Origin of the sequence: Nocardioides sp. NPDC087217, assembly GCF_044744805.1 — a bacterium.
Taxonomy (GTDB): Bacteria; Actinomycetota; Actinomycetes; order Propionibacteriales; family Nocardioidaceae; genus Nocardioides.
Genome location: NZ_JBIUZB010000007.1, coordinates 96,406 through 111,209, shown reverse-complemented (window position 1 = coordinate 111,209; position 14,804 = coordinate 96,406). Strand labels below are relative to the sequence as shown.

Below are 14,804 nucleotides of genomic sequence, written 5' to 3'. Positions count from 1 at the left end.
GCACAATCAAGATCCCGGACCATGGCGATCGAGGTGGCGCCCGGCCGACCTTGACAAGGAAGATCGTCGACGTGAGTCTCCTCATCCGCGGCCCCGTGCTCTCGCAGGCCGACGTCCTGATCAATGATCTCGGCGGCGATGCGGAGACGATGCTTGCTGCTCACGGCATCGATCCGTCGGCGATCGAGGACATCAACCGGTACATCCGCTACCAGGATGCCGGTGCGGTGCTGGGACACGCAGCACGGGAGCTCGATGCCCCCGACTTCGGGCTCCGACTCGGGGGCAAGCAGGGGCTCGAGACACTCGGGCCTCTCGGAGTGATCATGCGCAACTCGGAGACGGTCGGGGCGGCGGTGGAGAGGCTGTGTCACTTCCTGCGGGCCATGGTGCCGTCCGACACCGCTGCCCTGACCCAATCGACGGGGACGTCCGCGTTCTCGTACTCGGTGTTGCTGAGCAACGACTTCGACCGCCGTCAGATGCTCGAACGGGCCTTCGGCCTGGCGATGCGCGCCTACCGCGTGCTGATCGGACCGACCTTCGTCCCGAACCGCGTGACGTTCGAGCACCAGCGTTACGCGCCGCTCGCGACCTATCACGAGGTGTTCGGCTGCCAGGTCGACTTCAGGCAGGAACGCAACGCGATACATCTCAGTCCCGTCGACCTCGCGCGTGTCATCGACGGCCGGGACTACTCGGCGTTGGTCCTCGCCGAGGACTACCTGAAGCGGCTGGTTCCGGAGCCCGCGTTCGCCGATCACGTCCGCGAGGTCACGCGTCGACTGCTGATGGTCGGCGGCGCCAGCCTGCCTCAGGTCGCACGGGAGCTCTCGCTGCACGAGCGTACGCTCGAGCGTCATCTCCGTGCGCACGGCACGACGTTCGAAGCCATCCTGGATGACCTGCGCCGGGCGGCAGCGTGGGAGCTGGCGGCGACCGGGATGCAGGCGTCGCAGATCGCACGCGCGATCGGCTACTCCGAGCAGAGCAGCTTCAGCCGCGCCTGTCGGCGGTGGTTCGGCGAGTCGCCCAGGGAGCTGCTGCGGCGCCGACGCGGACAGCGTCCTGAGGAGGCACCTGACGCTCGTCACCACGATCCCTAGGCCACAGGCACAGGACTGTCGGCAAATGACAACTTCGTGTCGGCTGGTGACAAGTCTTTCCGCACGTCCTCTGCGACGGTGGTGCTCGGCGCCGATGTGGCGCACGACACACGTGGAGGCCATCGCATGTCAGATCTACATCGAATCGCGGTACTGGGAGCCGGAGTGCTGGGCGGTCAGATCGCCTGGCACAGCGCGTTCAAGGGCAAGGACGTGGTCGTCCACGACATCAGCGCCGACGCCATCGAACGTCTCAAGGCTCAGCACGAGGTGTACGCCGCGATCTATGCCGGCGAGCTCGGCGCGTCCGAGGAGGACCTGGCGGCGACGAGGAGTCGCCTGACCTACTCCACCGAGCTGACCTCGGCGGCGGTGGACGTCGATCTCGTCGTGGAGGCGGTTCCCGAGATCCCCGAGGTGAAGACCGACGTCTACAAGCGGCTGGCCGATCTGCTGCCGGAGCACACGCTGGTCGTCACCAACAGCTCGACGTTCCTGCCGCGCGACTTCGCGGATGCCACGGGGCGCCCGGACAAGTTCTGCGCGCTCCACTTCGCCAACCTGATCTGGTTGATGAACGTCGTCGAGGTCATGGGGCACGCCGGAACGTCCGTCGAGACGTTGACGGCGGTGACGGAGTTCGCCATCGAGATCGGCATGGTGCCGATCCCGGTGCGCAAGGAGCAGAACGGCTACATCCTCAACTCGTGGCTGGTGCCGCTTCTGAACGCAGCGCAGACACTGGTGACGAACGAGGTGGCCACGCCCGCGGACGTCGACCGGACGTTCATGCTGAACGGGGCGCGATTCGGGCCGATGGGGATGCTCGACGTCATCGGCATGAAGACCGCGGTCGACGTACTGGCCTACTGGGGCGACCAGGCCAACGATGCGCAGATGCTCTCGAACGCTGCCTACATCAAGGAGCGTTTCCTCGACCAGGGACACCTGGGCCTCGCCACGGGGTCCGGCTACTACAGCTACCCGAACCCCTCGTACGAGCGAGAAGACTTCCTGTCGGTTCCGGAGCTGGAGGCCGTTCCCTCGATCGTCTCGCTCCTGTCGGCCGATCGCACGAGCTGACCCCCGCCCGAGCCCGCCTTTCCGCACTCACCTCCAGGAATCACCATGGCCGCGAAGAAGAAGACCTCGTCCACCACCCCGCCGTCCTTCGACCACGTCGACGTACTCGTCGTGGGAGCTGGGATCGCCGGCATCAGCATGGCTCACCATCTCAAGACACTTCAGCCCGGGCGCACCTTCGCCGTGGTCGACGCCCGGCAGAACATCGGCGGCACCTGGGACCTGTTCAAGTACCCGGGCATCCGTTCAGACGCCGATCTCCAGACCTTCGGATTCGGGTTCAAGCCGTGGGTCCGCGAGAACGCGCTCGCCGATGCCCATGAGATCGTCGCCTACTTGCAGGAGACCATCGTCGAGGACGGCCTCGAACCCCACCTGCGCCTCGGGCACAAGGTGGTGGCGGCCGACTTCTCGACGGCAGACCAGCGATGGGTCGTCACCCTCGAACGTAGTGAGGACGGCGCGCGATTCGACGTGACGGCCGGGATGCTGTTCTCGGCAGCGGGCTACTACGACTACGACCAGGGTTACGCCCCGACGTTCCCTGGGAGTGAGGACTTCAGCGGCCAGATCATCCACCCGCAGCACTGGCCGGAGGACCTCGACTACGCTGGCAAGAACGTCGTGGTCATCGGCAGTGGTGCCACGGCAGTCACCTTGCTGCCCTCGTTGGCGAAGGTCGCCCAGCACACGACGATGCTGCAGAGGTCGCCGTCGTACGTGCTGCCCATCCCGCGCAAGGATCCGATCGCCAACACCCTGCACCGCTTCCTCTCCGCCAAGCGGGCACACGCGATCGCGCGGGCGATCAACGCCCGCCGGCTGAGCATCCTGTTCAACGCCAGCCAGAGGTTCCCGCGCCAGATGCGGCGCCTGGTGCGTCGGATCAACGTGGCGATGCTGCCCGACGGGTACGACGTCGACACCCACTTCGCCCCGACGTACAACCCGTGGGACCAGCGGATGTGCATGGTGCCCGACGGCGACATGTTCAAGGCGATCTCCGACGGTCGGGCGTCCGTCGTCACGGACAAGATCGTGCGGTTCACCAACACGGGAATTCTGCTGGAATCGGGCACCGAGCTTCCGGCGGACATCATCGTCACCGCGACGGGGCTCAACATGGTGCCCTTCGGCAAGATGCAGCTGGCCGTCGACGGCGAGCCCGTCGACCTGCCCAGTCGCGTGGTCTACAAGGCGGCGATGGTCAGCGGCATCCCGAACTTCGGCTACACCGTGGGCTACACCAACCAGGCATGGACGCTGAAGGCCGATCTGGTCTCTGCCTGGTTCTGCCGCCTGCTCGCGCACATGGACGAGCAGGGCTATGCCACCGTGACCCCGGTCGTCGCCGACCCGTCGATGCCGCTGAGGCGCTTCGTCGAGATGGACAACGGATACATGAACCGCGCCATGCACCTGTTCCCGAAGCAGGGCACCACCGGCCCGTGGGCGGCGCCGCAGGACTACAAGCACGATCAGGCAGTCCTCGGCAAGGGCCCGATCGACGATCCGGCGCTGCAGTTCACCCCGACGAAGCCGGAGGCGGCGCCAGCCCAGAAGACGCTCGAGGGCAGCAGCCGATGAGCAGCCCATCCTTCATCACGGTCCGCGACAAGCGGGTGCGCGTACGAGTCGCGGGCAGCCCCGACTCAGCGCCCGTCGTGCTGATCCACGGGATCACCAGGTCGCTGGAGGACTGGTCCGAGCAGTTCGTCCGACTCGCGCACGGTCATCGTCTGATCGCACTCGACCTCCCGGGGTGCGGGTTCTCCGAGCGCGTATCGACCGAGACGTCGCTGACCACCTTGGCCGAGTCCGTGCTCGACGTCCTCGACGCACTCGGTGAGACACGTCGGATCCACCTGATCGGCAACTCCCTCGGTGGCGCCGTGGCGATGAGGGTCGCGACCCTTGCGCCGACCCGGACGGCCGGCCTCGTCCTGGCGGACAGCGCCGGGTTCGGCAAGGAGGTCGCACTACCGCTGCGCCTCATGAGCATTCCCGGCCTGGGTGAGGCGATGACGTTCCACACCACACGCGGTGCGGCGTACGTGCTCGAGCGCATGTCGCTGGCCGACCCACGCCTGGCCACGAGCGCCCGGGTGGATCACGCCATCGCCATCTCGCGCCAGCCCGACACCGGGCGCGTCTCGCTCGAGATCGCGCGAGCGCTGGGCACACCCCGCGGGATCAAGGACAGCTGGCGCAAGGAGCTCCTCGCTGAGGTGGCCTCGTTGCGTATCCCCACCTTGCTGATGTGGGGCGACCAGGACCGAGTTCTCCCGGCAACACACCTGGCCGAGGCCGAACGGGCCTTCCCGCATGCCGAGGCGGTCCTCTTCCGCGGCATCGGCCACATGCCGCAGATCGAGGTGCCGGACGAGTTCGCCGACCGGGTGACCCGCTTCATCGGCACCACCGCTCAGATTCACCCAGCCCCAGGAGTGTCATGTTGAACCTGTCCGTCCTGCTCGAGGACTCCGCCCGCAAGTACCCCGATCGGGAGGCGTTGGTCCTCGGCGACTCGCGGTTGACGTACGCGCAGGTGAACGCCGCGGCCAACCAGGTCGCCAACCTGCTCATCGAGCGCGGCATCCAGCCTGGGGACAAGGTGGCGCTCAGCTGCCCGAACCTCCCCTACTTCCCGGTCATCTATTACGGAATCCTCAAGGCGGGCGCCGTCGTCGTCCCGCTGAACGTGCTGCTCAAGGGCCGGGAGGTGGCCTACCACCTGGCCGATGCCGATGCGAAGGCGTACTTCTGTTTCCAGGGGACCCCCGAGCTCGCGATCGGCGCGGAGGGCCACGCTGGTTTCGAGCAGACCGACGGGTGTGAGCACTTCTTCATGATCACCGCCGACCCGGCGGCGGAGAGCCCTCTCGAGGGGACCGAGACGCTCGGTCAGGCGCTGGCCGGAAAGTCGGCGGTCTTCGACCCGGTGGTCACGGAGGCGACCGACACCGCGATCATCCTCTACACCTCCGGGACGACCGGTCAGGCCAAGGGTGCGGAGCTGTCGCATGCGAACACGATGATGAACGTGGTCACGATGAACCGGATCTTCAAGAGCCAGCCGGCGACCGACTCCCATGTGTTGACGCTGCCGCTCTTCCACACCTTCGGCGCGACCGTCCAGATGCACGCGGGCTTCTCGATGGCGGCAACGCTCTATCTGGTGCCGCGCTTCGACGCCGAGCAGGTGATCGGCTTGATGCAGAAGGAGGAGATCACCTTCTTCGCCGGCGTCCCGACCATGTGGTGGGGGCTCCTCGGCGCCCTCACGGACGCGGTCGACGTCCAGCGGATCGCCGGCAACCTGCGGATCGGCGTCTCCGGCGGCGCCAGCCTCCCGGTCGAGATCATCAACCGGGTCAAGGAGAAGCTCGGGGTCACCATCCTGGAGGGTTACGGCCTCTCGGAGACGTCGCCCGTCGTCACGTTCAGCGACCCCGACCAGGAGCCGCGGGCCGGATCGATCGGCGTCCCGATCTGGGGCGTGGAGGTCAAACTGATCGACGACGACTGGAACGAGATCGACAGCTCGACCGGCGGAGTCGGGGAGATCGCGATCAAGGGTCACAACGTGATGAAGGGCTACTACGGCGGCCCGAGGCCACCGCGGAGGCGATCAAGGACGGCTGGTTCCGCTCCGGCGACCTGGCCCGCAAGGACGAGGACGGCTTCTACTACATCGTCGACCGAGCGAAGGACATGATCATCCGCGGCGGCTTCAACGTGTACCCGCGCGAGATCGAGGAGGTCCTCGTGACGCACGGCGACGTCAGCCTCGCCGCCGTGGTCGGCGTATCCCATGAGTCGCACGGCGAGGAGATCAAGGCGTTCGTCATCCTCAACCCGGGAGCGAGCGTGACCGCCGAGCAGCTGGTGGTGTGGGGCAAGGAGCAGATGGCCGGCTACAAGTACCCCCGCATCGTGGAGATCGTCGATGCGCTGCCGATGACCGCGACGGGCAAGATCCTCAAGCGCGAGCTCAGCTGACACCCGCTCGAGCTGGTCCAGCTCGGTTCAGGTGCGTGTCTGGCCGTGATCGGCCACGGGACCGGAGAGGTCTTCAGTCTTCTGTACGGAAGGCGTCTCCGGTCTCCACCCCCTCGATGCCCTCCCCGATCCACTTCTCGGCAACCGTGATGGCTCGTCGCGACCGCTCATCGAGGGCTGGGACATCGGCGTACAGATCGTCGTCCGACCTCATGCCTCCAGGCTACGTCGGCTACCCGGAGAGAATCCTCCCGAGGCGGGCGAGTGGGCCGCCCGGCGTCCCATCGGCACAGGCGGATACCACCCGACCTTGGTCCCAATTCAGGTCGGACACAAGGGGGTCGAAGGTCCTGTCTACCCCAAAATTGAGTAGGCGAAGAGAATACCCGCAACCCGCTGAGACAGCCCCGGGAGACCCTCCTCTCACAGGCCTCGCCGAGGCGGCCCACGCGCCGCACTTTGCTCCTCGGTTTCAAGAGGTCCGGACGATCCACCCGAGATCGGCCCAGGCCGACCGCGAACGGGCATCCCTGTCCGCCCGCCCGGTCTCGGGTACCTCAGCCCTGCCTGCTCACCACAGGCACGGACCACAAACCCAGCAAGGAACCCGCCCATGAACATGCACAACTCCACCAAGATCGGTCTCGCGGCTGTCGCCGTTGCCGGAGTCGCCTCGGTCGTGGCAGCCCCGGGGGCTCAGGCCGCGCAGGACTGCAAGACGACCACCGTGACCTCTCAGGTCAAGGTCGCCGACGAGAAGACGACCACCGAGGTCACGCCTGCGGTCACGCACGTGGAGCACACCGACGCGGTGTCCCACGAGGAGTCCCGCTTCTCGAAGGTGGTCAAGGGTGAGAGCCACGAGGCTGTCGCCGAGGACCAGTTCCGCAACTCGGTCTACACCCGGACCTACACGCCCGGCACCGCCGCGGTGACCGACACCATCGAGCACCCGGCTGAGACCCACACGGTCGAGCACCCGGCCGAGACGCACGTCGTCCACCACGAGGCGGTCACCCACGAGGAGACTCGCGTCACGGCCCGTGGCTACGCCTACAGGCAGAAGCAGACCGGCAAGGTCCGCTACCTGAACACGCCGGACTGGAACGGCGAGGACGAGCACGGCGACCTGGGCTGGGTCCGCTTCGCCGAGGGCGACCTGACCGAGACCGTCACCGTCGTGGACCAGGAGGCGTGGGACGAGACGGTCGTGGACAAAGAGGCCTGGACCGAGACCGTCGTGGACAAGGAGGCCTGGACCGAGACCATCGTGGTCGAAGAGGCCACTCCTGCCGTCTTCGGCCCATGGCAGTGGGACCACTTCACCGCCTGGACCACCACGTCGGGCACCCCGGCCGATGAGGACGGTCAGGACGGTGAGGACAACCCGCTGAACCTGTCCCAGATCGGCGAGCAGTACGAGCAGACCGTGATCAAGCAGGAGGCCTACACCGACCCCGACGTCACGCTCTACTTCGTCGAAGACGGTGAGCCGACCACGAACCTGGCCGACGCATCCTGGACCGCCGACGAGCCTGAGGGTTGGGACCTGGTCGACACCCGCACGGTGGAGGACAGCCCGGCATCGGACGTCACGGTGGTGGACTCGCCTGCCTCTTCGGTCACGGTCGTCATCCCGGCTGTCTACGAGACCAAGACCGACAAGTCGGAGAAGTGCGCGGCGGTCGTCAAGGACGCCAGCACCAAGGCCAGCACCAAGGCCGACTCCAAGGCTGACTCCGAGGTCCCGACCCGGATCGATGCCGGTCTGGCTGGGAACCTGCCGAACACGGGCGGTCCGAACGGAGTGCTCCTCGCCGTCGGCGGGCTGCTCGCCGGCATCGGGGGCATCGGCGCCTTCCTCACCCGTCGCCGGAAGAACGCCTGACCCACACTTCCAGGCGGCGCCACCGGCGAGGACGGATGCCTCGCGGTTCGATGCAAGCGCTCACAGATCACGTACAACCATCGACGTGCCTCGTGCGTCACCTGGACATAGACCGGAAATATGACCTGGGTGGAGGCACGATGACGGCTCAACTCACGACCGGCGCCGACGGCGCCCGGGACGATGCTGCCTTCACCGAGTACGTGACCGCGCGGCTGCCACACCTGCTCAAGGTGGGGCGGGCACTGGCCGGGGACGAGCAGCGCGGCGCCGATCTGGTGCAGGACGCCCTGGAGCGGACGCTGCTGCACTGGCGCAACGTGCGCGATCCCGATGCGTTCGTTCGCCGTGCCATGGTCAATCGCAGTGTGTCGGTGTGGCGCAAGCAGAGGCGGGAACGGCCGCTGACCGAGATGCGGGAACCGGTCGGCAGCGACCGCACGCCGGACCATGACCTGCTCGAGGCGGTCAGACGACTGCCGCCTCGCCAGCGTGCGGTGATCGTGCTGCGCTACTACGAGGACATCACCGAGGCCCAGACCGCAGAGGCCTTGGGCTGCTCGGTCGGCACGGTGAAGAGCCAGGCCCACCAGGCGATGAAGGCGCTCCGTGCCGAACTATCCAACTACGCCGACCGGGAGGAGACGTCATGACCGGGCTGGAAGACCGACTTCACCGGGCGCTCGACCTCGAGCTCGAGACCGAGGTGGGGCCGATGCAGATGCTCGACGACGTACGACGCGGCGCGAAGCGGCGGCAGGCCCGCCGACGTACCACCGGATTGATGGCTGCCGCCGCGGTGCTGGTTGTCGGTGTCGTCGTCGGTGGCGCCCTTCTCACCCGCGGCGAGAGCGAGCCACGGCCTGCGCCCCAGCCGTCGGAGACCGCGATCGACCCCGACCAGGACGGCAATCAGTCGGTGGACGGCCCGAAGCCCGGTAGAGCGCTGCAGGTCGAGGCCGCCGACGGCCAGGTGTTCGCGACCTCCAACGAGGCCGACTGCGGCTGCTCCGCGTTCTGGCGGTTCGACGGCACCGCCTGGGAGCGGCTGTACGACTTTCCCGTGGACTCCGTGGAGCGGCTCGCCATGGCACCCCACGGGCAGAACGGTTGGGCCACTACTCCGGGTGGCCCGGTCTGGGCCACCCACGATGGGGGAAGCACCTGGACCAAGGTGTGGAACGGTGGCGCGATCCTCGATGCATCAACCAACCACGTCTGGTTGCTCGACACAGCTGACGGCATCCTCCGGCGCAGCACGGTCGCGGGCGATGACTTCGAGGCGGTGCCGGTCTCTGGCGCCAAAGTCTTGTGGGACGTGGTGGTGCTCGGCGAGGCCGTGGTCGCCACCGCTGCGCCCGAGGGCGAGGGCAGCGTCACGGCCACACCACTGGTCAGCCGAGACGGTGGCGAGACCTGGGAGGAGCTGGCCGCCCCTTGTGGTGAGGCGCGGGTTCACGCCGCTGACACCGCCGCCTTCGTTGCCTGCGCCGACGGCCCACGGGAGACGATCCACCGCTCCACCGACCTGACGTCGTGGGAGGAGTTCGGAGTCATCGAGGGAACGGGCAGTCCGGTGCCGCTGGCCGACGACGTGGTCCTGATCGGGGGGACTGTTCTCACCGAGGGCGGCGCGTCCGAGGTGGATCCGCATGCCGACCCGGACGCGATCTGGGATGCCGCGGTTCTCGACGGGACCATCTATCTCGCGACCAGCGACGGCATCCGCACCTCCATGAACAGCGGGCGAACCTGGCAACCCTGACCGCACGGGCGAGAGTGTCAGTGCACGCCGGCCATCAGCCGCCGGATGGGCCGGTTGCCGATGAGCAGCAGGACGCCAACGACGACGGAGGCGAGGCCGACCCACCAGAAGAATCCGCTGTCGTCGCTCACGTCGTAGAACTCAGCGAGGCGACCGGACATCGCAGTGCCCAGCGCGACGGAGAGGAAGAACAGGGCCATCATCTGGGTGCGGAAGCGCTCGGGGGCGAGCTTGGTGGCCAGCGAGAGACCGACCGGGGAGAGCAGCAGCTCGGCGAGGGTGAAAAGCAGCAGGATGAACGCGAGGCCGATCAGCGGCACGGTGTGCTCACCGCTCGGCATCAGCAGGAACACCCAGAACGCGATGCCCATCAGGATCGTGCCGATCGCGAACTTCACCGGCGTCGACGGCTGACGGGAGCCGAGCTTGGTCCACAGGGCCGCGAAGACTCCGGAGAGCAGGATGATGAAGACCGGGTTGATCGAGTTGACCCAGGAGACCGGCATCTCCCAGCCGAAGATGTCGCGGTCCAGGCGCTGGTCGGAGTAGACCACCATCACGGTGAACTGCTGCTGGTAGAGCGACCAGAAGACCGCGGAGGCGATGAAGAGGGGCGCCATCGCCCACACCCGGCTCCGCTCGATGGCGGTGACCTGGAGGCTCAGCAGGATGACGGCGAAGAGCGCGACCGCGGCGACCGCGCTGATGCCGATCACGATATTGGCGAGCCGAGGCGCGGTGATGACACCGGTCAGGCAGAGCACCACGATCGCCGCCACGGCGGCGACGGCGATGGCGATCCAGCGGCCGCGCTCGGCGGCGGGAAGCGGGTTGGGGACGACGCGGCTCTCGTCGGGAAGCGCGCTACGGCCCAGGGCGTACTGCACCAGACCGAAGATCATGCCGATCGCGGCCAGCCCGAAGCCGACGTGGAAGCCCCACTGCTTCTGCAGCAGCCCGGTAAGCAGCGGGCCGACCAGGGCGCCCAGGTTGATGCCCAGGTAGAAGAGGGAGAAGCCTGCGTCGCGGCGCTCGTCGTCGGCGGCGTACAGGGTGCCGACCAGGGACGAGGCGTTCGCCTTCACGCCGCCCGAGCCGAGGGCGATCAGCACCAGCCCGACCCCGACCCCGGCGATGCCCGGGATCAGAGCGAGCCCGAGGTGGCCGAAGACGACCAGCCAGGCAGAGGCGAAGAGCGTACGCTCCGCGCCGAGCAGGCGGTCGGCGATCCAGGCCGCGATGATCGTGGACAGGTAGACCGCACCGCCGTACGCACCGACGATCCCGAGCGCGACCGGCTCGCTGATCCCGAGGCCACCCTCGGCCGCGGAGTAGTAGAGGTAGATCGCCAGGATGCCCTGCATGCCGTAGAAGCTGAACCGCTCCCACAGCTCGACGCCGAACAGGTTGGCCAGTACGCGTGGCTGGCCCAGGAAAGACCGCTCGCCGGGATCGCCCGCGGTGGTCTCACTGTGCAGTTGAGTCATTACTTCAGGCTCACCCCGCGGCCTTCTCCTGCCCAAATCGAGACCGCCCGTTTGGGTCGATTTGAGCCGGTGTTGTGGCGTTTGACACACCGCATCCGCTGGATCCTTGTATCTCCCTCCGGGGGAGACACCAGGATGGATCGCATGAGCGAGCCGCTGCTGTCTATCGGGACCTTCTCGCGCGCCGCCAGCCTCTCCATCAAGACGCTGCGCGCCTACCACGCCCAAGGGTTGCTCACCCCGGCGGCGGTCGACCCGGAGACTGGTTTCCGTCGGTACGCCGCGGGGCAGCTGGCCGACGCCACCATCATCCGCCGGCTTCGTGACCTGGAGGTCCCGCTCGCCGACGTCGCCGCGATCCTGGCCGCACGCGACCCCGAGGTCACCGCCGCGACCCTCGCCAGGCATGCCGATCGGATGCGCGAGCGCGCCCGACAGGTCGAGAAGATCGTCGAGGATCTGTACGCCGCTCCCCCTGCGTCTTGGACCCCGCCGCGACTCATCGACCTCCCCGCTACGAACGCGGTCGCGGTGACCGGCATCGTCCGCGACGGCGCCTATGACGACTTCCTGGCGCCGGCGTTCGAGCGGCTCGAGCAGGCGTGCCGATCCGGTCGGATCGAGATGACCGGGCCGGCCTCGGCGCTCTATGACGCCGAGTTCGTCGACGACGCGGAGCAGCAGGTCACGGCGTACTTTCCGGTTCGGGCGGACGTCGCTCCCGAGGGCACCGTGCTGTTGCGGCTGCCGCCGGTCACCGCCGCGGTCGCCACCCACGCCGGCAGCTACGAGACCCTGCCCGAGACCTACGGCCTCCTCGGCGCCTGGGTCGCGCACCACGGCACCCCGACCGGGCAACCGATCCGCGAGGCGTACGTCATCAACGTCCCCGACGGCGCCCTGCCGTCGACCTACCAGACCGACATCGTCTGGCCGCTCACCCCTCGAAAGGACCCCGCATGACCCTGACTCTCGGCGCCATCAGCTTCGACTGCTCCGACGCGCTTCGCACCGCCACCTTCTGGGCCGCCGCGCTCGACCGCCCGCTCGACGAGGGAAGCACCGACGAGTTCAGCTCCATCGGCCTCAAGCAGCCCACGCCGGGCGTGGCGGCCTGGCTGTTCGCGCGCGTTCCCGAGGCACGCCAGGCCAAGAACCGCGCCCACCCCGACCTCATCGCTGCCGACCGCGCCGCGGAGGTCGCGCGCCTGGTCTCGCTCGGCGCGAGCGTCGTCGCGGAGCACGACGAGTTCGAGATCCAGTGGACCGTGCTGCGTGACGTCGAGAGCAACGAGTTCTGCGTCGCCGGCGCGCACTGATCCCGCCAACCCTAACGCGGCAGCATGGCGGCGTCGCGATGCTCGACGAGCTCGGTGCGCTCGCGGGCGATGCGGTCCATCCCCCAGCGGCCGAGCGGCCCGAGCGCGGCGTTGAGGGTGCGGCCGTGCTCGGTCAGCGAGTACTCGACCCGCGGCGGCACCTCGGCGTACACCTCGCGGTGCACCAGCCCGTCCTGCTCCATCTCACGCAGGTGCTGGGTCAGCATCTTCTCGCTGACTCCGGGAAGGCCGCGGCGCAGCTCGGCGAAGCGGCGCACGCCATAGTTGTCGAGCTCCCACAGGATCAGCCCCTTCCACTTCCCGCTGACCACGTCGAGCGCGGCGTCGATGCCGCAGATGTAGGGACCGGTTCGGGCCTTCTTCGTCATGGGGGTCTTCCTCACTCACCTTCTGGTAAGTACCCCAGTAAATAGTGGGTACTCCCGCAATCGTAGGCGAGTCGCAAGGATGAAGCCATGAACGCAACTCGCACTCCCGTCACCGTCATCGGCCTCGGCCCCATGGGCCAGGCGATGGTCCACAGTCTGCTCGCCGCCGGGCATCCGGTGACCGTATGGAACCGCACCGCCTCGCGTGCCGACGAGGTCGTCGCCGCCGGCGCCCAGCTGGCCGACTCCCCCGCGAAGGCCGTCGCCGCCAGCGACCTGATCGTGCTCAGCCTGACCGACTATCAGGCGATGTACGACGTGCTCGGCTCCGCCACCGACGAGCTCGCCGGACGTACGGTCGTCAACCTCAGCTCCGAGGCTCCCGAGCGCACCCGCCAGGGCAGCGAGTGGGTCACCGGCCACGGCGCCACCTTCCTGACCGGCGGCGTGATGGTGCCCGCCCCGATGGTCGGCACCCCCGATGCGTACGTCTATGTCAGCGGTCCGGCCGAGGTGCTCTCGCGGCACGAGGACGCGCTGGCCCGGATCGGGTCGGTCCGCTACCTGGGTGAGGACCCCGGGCTCGCCCAGCTGATGTACCAGGCCAACCTGGACATCTTCCTCACCTCCCTCTCCTCGCTGCTCCACGCCGTGGCGCTGCTGGAGACGGGCGGCATCAAGCCCTCTGCTGCTCTGCCGGAGCTGATGCAGACCCTCGCCGGCATCCCGCCCATGCTCGCCGCCGGCGAGGACCTCGGCGCCCAGCTCGAGGCCGGCAAGCACCCCGGCCACCTGAGCACCGTCACCATGATGGGCGCCACCACCGACCACCTCGTCGAGGCCAGCGAGGCCGCCGGCATCGACACCGACCTCCCCCGCGCCGTCCAGGCCCACTACACCTGGGCCCGCTCGCGTGGGTACGGCGCCGAGAACTGGTCTCGGATCATCGACGCCATCCGGCCGTACGCCTGAGTCGATCTGCTGACGGGGCGGCCTCCGCGAGGGGTCGCCCCGTCCGCCATCCGCCGAGACGTCAGGTACGTCGGCCGAGACGTCACTCGCGTCAGCCGAGGAGTCTCCGTAAGAAACTGAGGCGCGGGACGACAGCGCCATAGGCCAAGATCTCCCAGTGCCCGCCATCGCCAGCCTCCTGCCGAGGATCACCCGCATCATTCTTCGACGCCGGCCGCGGGACCTTTGCTGCACCGCCCTCGCCGAGCACCTCGACTTCGGGTGTCGCCTGCACCGGGACCCACTCCACTGCTCCGATGCGGTCATCTTCCGCGATGACAGCGGCCGGATCGGCCTTCCCATCCACGATGGCGGCTCGAGCTACATCGCGATTCGCCACTGCCCCTGGTGTGGAGCTCGGCTCCGGAAACAGCCCGTCGAGACGCCACCGGTCTCGGACCGACAGCACGTCCGAGAGATCACCTGTCGCCTGCGCGACCCTGAGCAGGTGCGCCAGTTTCTGGAGCGAGTCTCTGACTGGACCGGCAGCTTTCTCACCGACAGCGACTGGCACACGGTCCGCACGGGCATGGAACGGCTCGGCAGCGAGTCTGACACGCAGGTCAGCTACCTGATAGACGGATGGACCGCGATCACGGCGTACGTCACCAAAGCACCAAACGCCGAGAGCATTCGCCTCCAGGTCGTCGGCGAGATCGATGACCTCCTCGCCGCTCGGATCGAGACGTTGATCGAGGTGTTGGGATGAGTCGCCCATTTCAGGCTCTCGCGCACGATCCGGACCGAAGCATCC

16 protein-coding genes are annotated in these 14,804 nt (G+C 67.9%); 13 read left to right on the top strand and 3 right to left on the bottom strand.

Annotated elements, in window-relative coordinates; translation table 11 throughout:
- The first annotated feature begins 71 nt into the window (after positions 1-71).
- The 6 genes from ACIO3S_RS25360 to ACIO3S_RS25335 all read left to right on the top strand — a co-directional run bounded on the left by ACIO3S_RS25360 (position 72) and on the right by ACIO3S_RS25335 (position 6,191).
- Positions 72-1,106 carry an AraC family transcriptional regulator gene (locus tag ACIO3S_RS25360; RefSeq protein WP_400468645.1) on the top strand — a complete coding sequence of 345 codons (1,035 nt, stop codon included), beginning with the start codon at positions 72-74 and terminating at the stop codon, positions 1,104-1,106.
- 126 nt (positions 1,107-1,232) lie between these two features.
- Positions 1,233-2,189: a 3-hydroxyacyl-CoA dehydrogenase gene (locus tag ACIO3S_RS25355; protein WP_400468643.1), complete on the top strand. Its 957-nt coding sequence runs from the start codon at positions 1,233-1,235 to the stop codon at positions 2,187-2,189.
- A gap of 45 nt (positions 2,190-2,234) precedes the next feature.
- Positions 2,235-3,776 carry a flavin-containing monooxygenase gene (locus ACIO3S_RS25350; protein ID WP_400468642.1) on the top strand — a complete coding sequence of 514 codons (1,542 nt, stop codon included), beginning with the start codon at positions 2,235-2,237 and terminating at the stop codon, positions 3,774-3,776.
- Entirely contained in the window at positions 3,773-4,648 is an 876-nt protein-coding gene (locus ACIO3S_RS25345) for an alpha/beta fold hydrolase (protein ID WP_400468640.1), read from the top strand. The genes ACIO3S_RS25350 and ACIO3S_RS25345 overlap by 4 nt, the downstream gene beginning before the upstream one ends.
- On the top strand, positions 4,642-5,907 hold the full coding sequence (locus tag ACIO3S_RS25340) for an AMP-binding protein (RefSeq protein WP_400468638.1): 1,266 nt from the start codon (positions 4,642-4,644) through the stop codon (positions 5,905-5,907). Before ACIO3S_RS25345 ends, ACIO3S_RS25340 begins: the two co-directional genes overlap by 7 nt.
- Positions 5,904-6,191, top strand: a complete 288-nt coding sequence (locus ACIO3S_RS25335; protein WP_400468636.1) for a hypothetical protein — start codon at positions 5,904-5,906, stop codon at positions 6,189-6,191. The genes ACIO3S_RS25340 and ACIO3S_RS25335 overlap by 4 nt, the downstream gene beginning before the upstream one ends.
- A gap of 73 nt (positions 6,192-6,264) precedes the next feature.
- Here the strand turns inward: ACIO3S_RS25335 and ACIO3S_RS25330 are convergent, their stop codons facing one another.
- Positions 6,265-6,405, bottom strand: a complete 141-nt coding sequence (locus tag ACIO3S_RS25330) for a hypothetical protein (RefSeq protein ID WP_400468634.1) — start codon at positions 6,403-6,405, stop codon at positions 6,265-6,267.
- Positions 6,406-6,804: 399 nt separating this feature from the next.
- Here ACIO3S_RS25330 and ACIO3S_RS25325 point away from each other — a divergent pair, with 399 nt between their 5' ends.
- The 3 genes from ACIO3S_RS25325 to ACIO3S_RS25315 all read left to right on the top strand — a co-directional run bounded on the left by ACIO3S_RS25325 (position 6,805) and on the right by ACIO3S_RS25315 (position 9,844).
- The gene (locus tag ACIO3S_RS25325; protein WP_400468633.1) at positions 6,805-8,079 is read left to right on the top strand and encodes an LPXTG cell wall anchor domain-containing protein; all 1,275 of its coding nucleotides are present in this window, start codon (positions 6,805-6,807) and stop codon (positions 8,077-8,079) included.
- Positions 8,080-8,219: 140 nt separating this feature from the next.
- Positions 8,220-8,732 carry a SigE family RNA polymerase sigma factor gene (locus ACIO3S_RS25320; RefSeq protein ID WP_400468631.1) on the top strand — a complete coding sequence of 171 codons (513 nt, stop codon included), beginning with the start codon at positions 8,220-8,222 and terminating at the stop codon, positions 8,730-8,732.
- Positions 8,729-9,844 (top strand): hypothetical protein, encoded by a 1,116-nt coding sequence (locus tag ACIO3S_RS25315; protein ID WP_400468629.1) that lies wholly within the window; start codon positions 8,729-8,731, stop codon positions 9,842-9,844. The genes ACIO3S_RS25320 and ACIO3S_RS25315 overlap by 4 nt, the downstream gene beginning before the upstream one ends.
- A gap of 17 nt (positions 9,845-9,861) precedes the next feature.
- On the opposite strand, the gene ACIO3S_RS25310 is transcribed toward ACIO3S_RS25315, so the two are convergent.
- A complete protein-coding gene (locus ACIO3S_RS25310) occupies positions 9,862-11,331 on the bottom strand; it encodes a peptide MFS transporter (RefSeq protein ID WP_400468627.1) in 1,470 nt (489 codons plus the stop codon).
- A gap of 144 nt (positions 11,332-11,475) precedes the next feature.
- Between ACIO3S_RS25310 and ACIO3S_RS25305 the strand changes: the two genes are divergently transcribed.
- Complete coding sequence (locus ACIO3S_RS25305; RefSeq protein ID WP_400468626.1) at positions 11,476-12,294, top strand: MerR family transcriptional regulator; 819 nt, start codon at positions 11,476-11,478, stop codon at positions 12,292-12,294.
- On the top strand, positions 12,291-12,650 hold the full coding sequence (locus ACIO3S_RS25300) for a VOC family protein (protein WP_400468625.1): 360 nt from the start codon (positions 12,291-12,293) through the stop codon (positions 12,648-12,650). The genes ACIO3S_RS25305 and ACIO3S_RS25300 overlap by 4 nt, the downstream gene beginning before the upstream one ends.
- 11 nt (positions 12,651-12,661) lie before the next feature.
- Here ACIO3S_RS25300 and ACIO3S_RS25295 read toward each other — a convergent pair whose 3' ends face one another.
- The gene (locus ACIO3S_RS25295; protein ID WP_400468624.1) at positions 12,662-13,039 is read right to left on the bottom strand and encodes a winged helix-turn-helix transcriptional regulator; all 378 of its coding nucleotides are present in this window, start codon (positions 13,037-13,039) and stop codon (positions 12,662-12,664) included.
- Between the two features lie 87 nt (positions 13,040-13,126).
- On the opposite strand from ACIO3S_RS25295, the gene ACIO3S_RS25290 reads away from it, so the two are divergent.
- On the top strand, positions 13,127-14,011 hold the full coding sequence (locus ACIO3S_RS25290; RefSeq protein ID WP_400468622.1) for an NAD(P)-dependent oxidoreductase: 885 nt from the start codon (positions 13,127-13,129) through the stop codon (positions 14,009-14,011).
- Between the two features lie 157 nt (positions 14,012-14,168).
- Positions 14,169-14,759 (top strand): DUF6980 family protein, encoded by a 591-nt coding sequence (locus ACIO3S_RS25285; protein WP_400468620.1) that lies wholly within the window; start codon positions 14,169-14,171, stop codon positions 14,757-14,759.
- Positions 14,760-14,804: the final 45 nt, after the last annotated feature.

What these genes read in the sequence shown, in the direction of transcription:
- ACIO3S_RS25355 (WP_400468643.1), top strand. Translation starts at nt 1,233, where the DNA reads ATGTCAGATCTACATCGAATCGCGGTACTGGGAGCCGGAGTGCTGGGC.
- ACIO3S_RS25350 (WP_400468642.1), top strand. Translation starts at nt 2,235, where the DNA reads ATGGCCGCGAAGAAGAAGACCTCGTCCACCACCCCGCCGTCCTTCGAC.
- ACIO3S_RS25345 (WP_400468640.1), top strand. Translation starts at nt 3,773, where the DNA reads ATGAGCAGCCCATCCTTCATCACGGTCCGCGACAAGCGGGTGCGCGTA.
- ACIO3S_RS25340 (WP_400468638.1), top strand. Translation starts at nt 4,642, where the DNA reads ATGTTGAACCTGTCCGTCCTGCTCGAGGACTCCGCCCGCAAGTACCCC.
- ACIO3S_RS25335 (WP_400468636.1), top strand. Translation starts at nt 5,904, where the DNA reads ATGATCATCCGCGGCGGCTTCAACGTGTACCCGCGCGAGATCGAGGAG.
- ACIO3S_RS25330 (WP_400468634.1), bottom strand. Translation starts at nt 6,405, where the DNA reads ATGAGGTCGGACGACGATCTGTACGCCGATGTCCCAGCCCTCGATGAG.
- ACIO3S_RS25325 (WP_400468633.1), top strand. Translation starts at nt 6,805, where the DNA reads ATGAACATGCACAACTCCACCAAGATCGGTCTCGCGGCTGTCGCCGTT.
- ACIO3S_RS25320 (WP_400468631.1), top strand. Translation starts at nt 8,220, where the DNA reads ATGACGGCTCAACTCACGACCGGCGCCGACGGCGCCCGGGACGATGCT.
- ACIO3S_RS25315 (WP_400468629.1), top strand. Translation starts at nt 8,729, where the DNA reads ATGACCGGGCTGGAAGACCGACTTCACCGGGCGCTCGACCTCGAGCTC.
- ACIO3S_RS25310 (WP_400468627.1), bottom strand. Translation starts at nt 11,331, where the DNA reads ATGACTCAACTGCACAGTGAGACCACCGCGGGCGATCCCGGCGAGCGG.
- ACIO3S_RS25305 (WP_400468626.1), top strand. Translation starts at nt 11,476, where the DNA reads ATGAGCGAGCCGCTGCTGTCTATCGGGACCTTCTCGCGCGCCGCCAGC.
- ACIO3S_RS25300 (WP_400468625.1), top strand. Translation starts at nt 12,291, where the DNA reads ATGACCCTGACTCTCGGCGCCATCAGCTTCGACTGCTCCGACGCGCTT.
- ACIO3S_RS25295 (WP_400468624.1), bottom strand. Translation starts at nt 13,039, where the DNA reads ATGACGAAGAAGGCCCGAACCGGTCCCTACATCTGCGGCATCGACGCC.
- ACIO3S_RS25290 (WP_400468622.1), top strand. Translation starts at nt 13,127, where the DNA reads ATGAACGCAACTCGCACTCCCGTCACCGTCATCGGCCTCGGCCCCATG.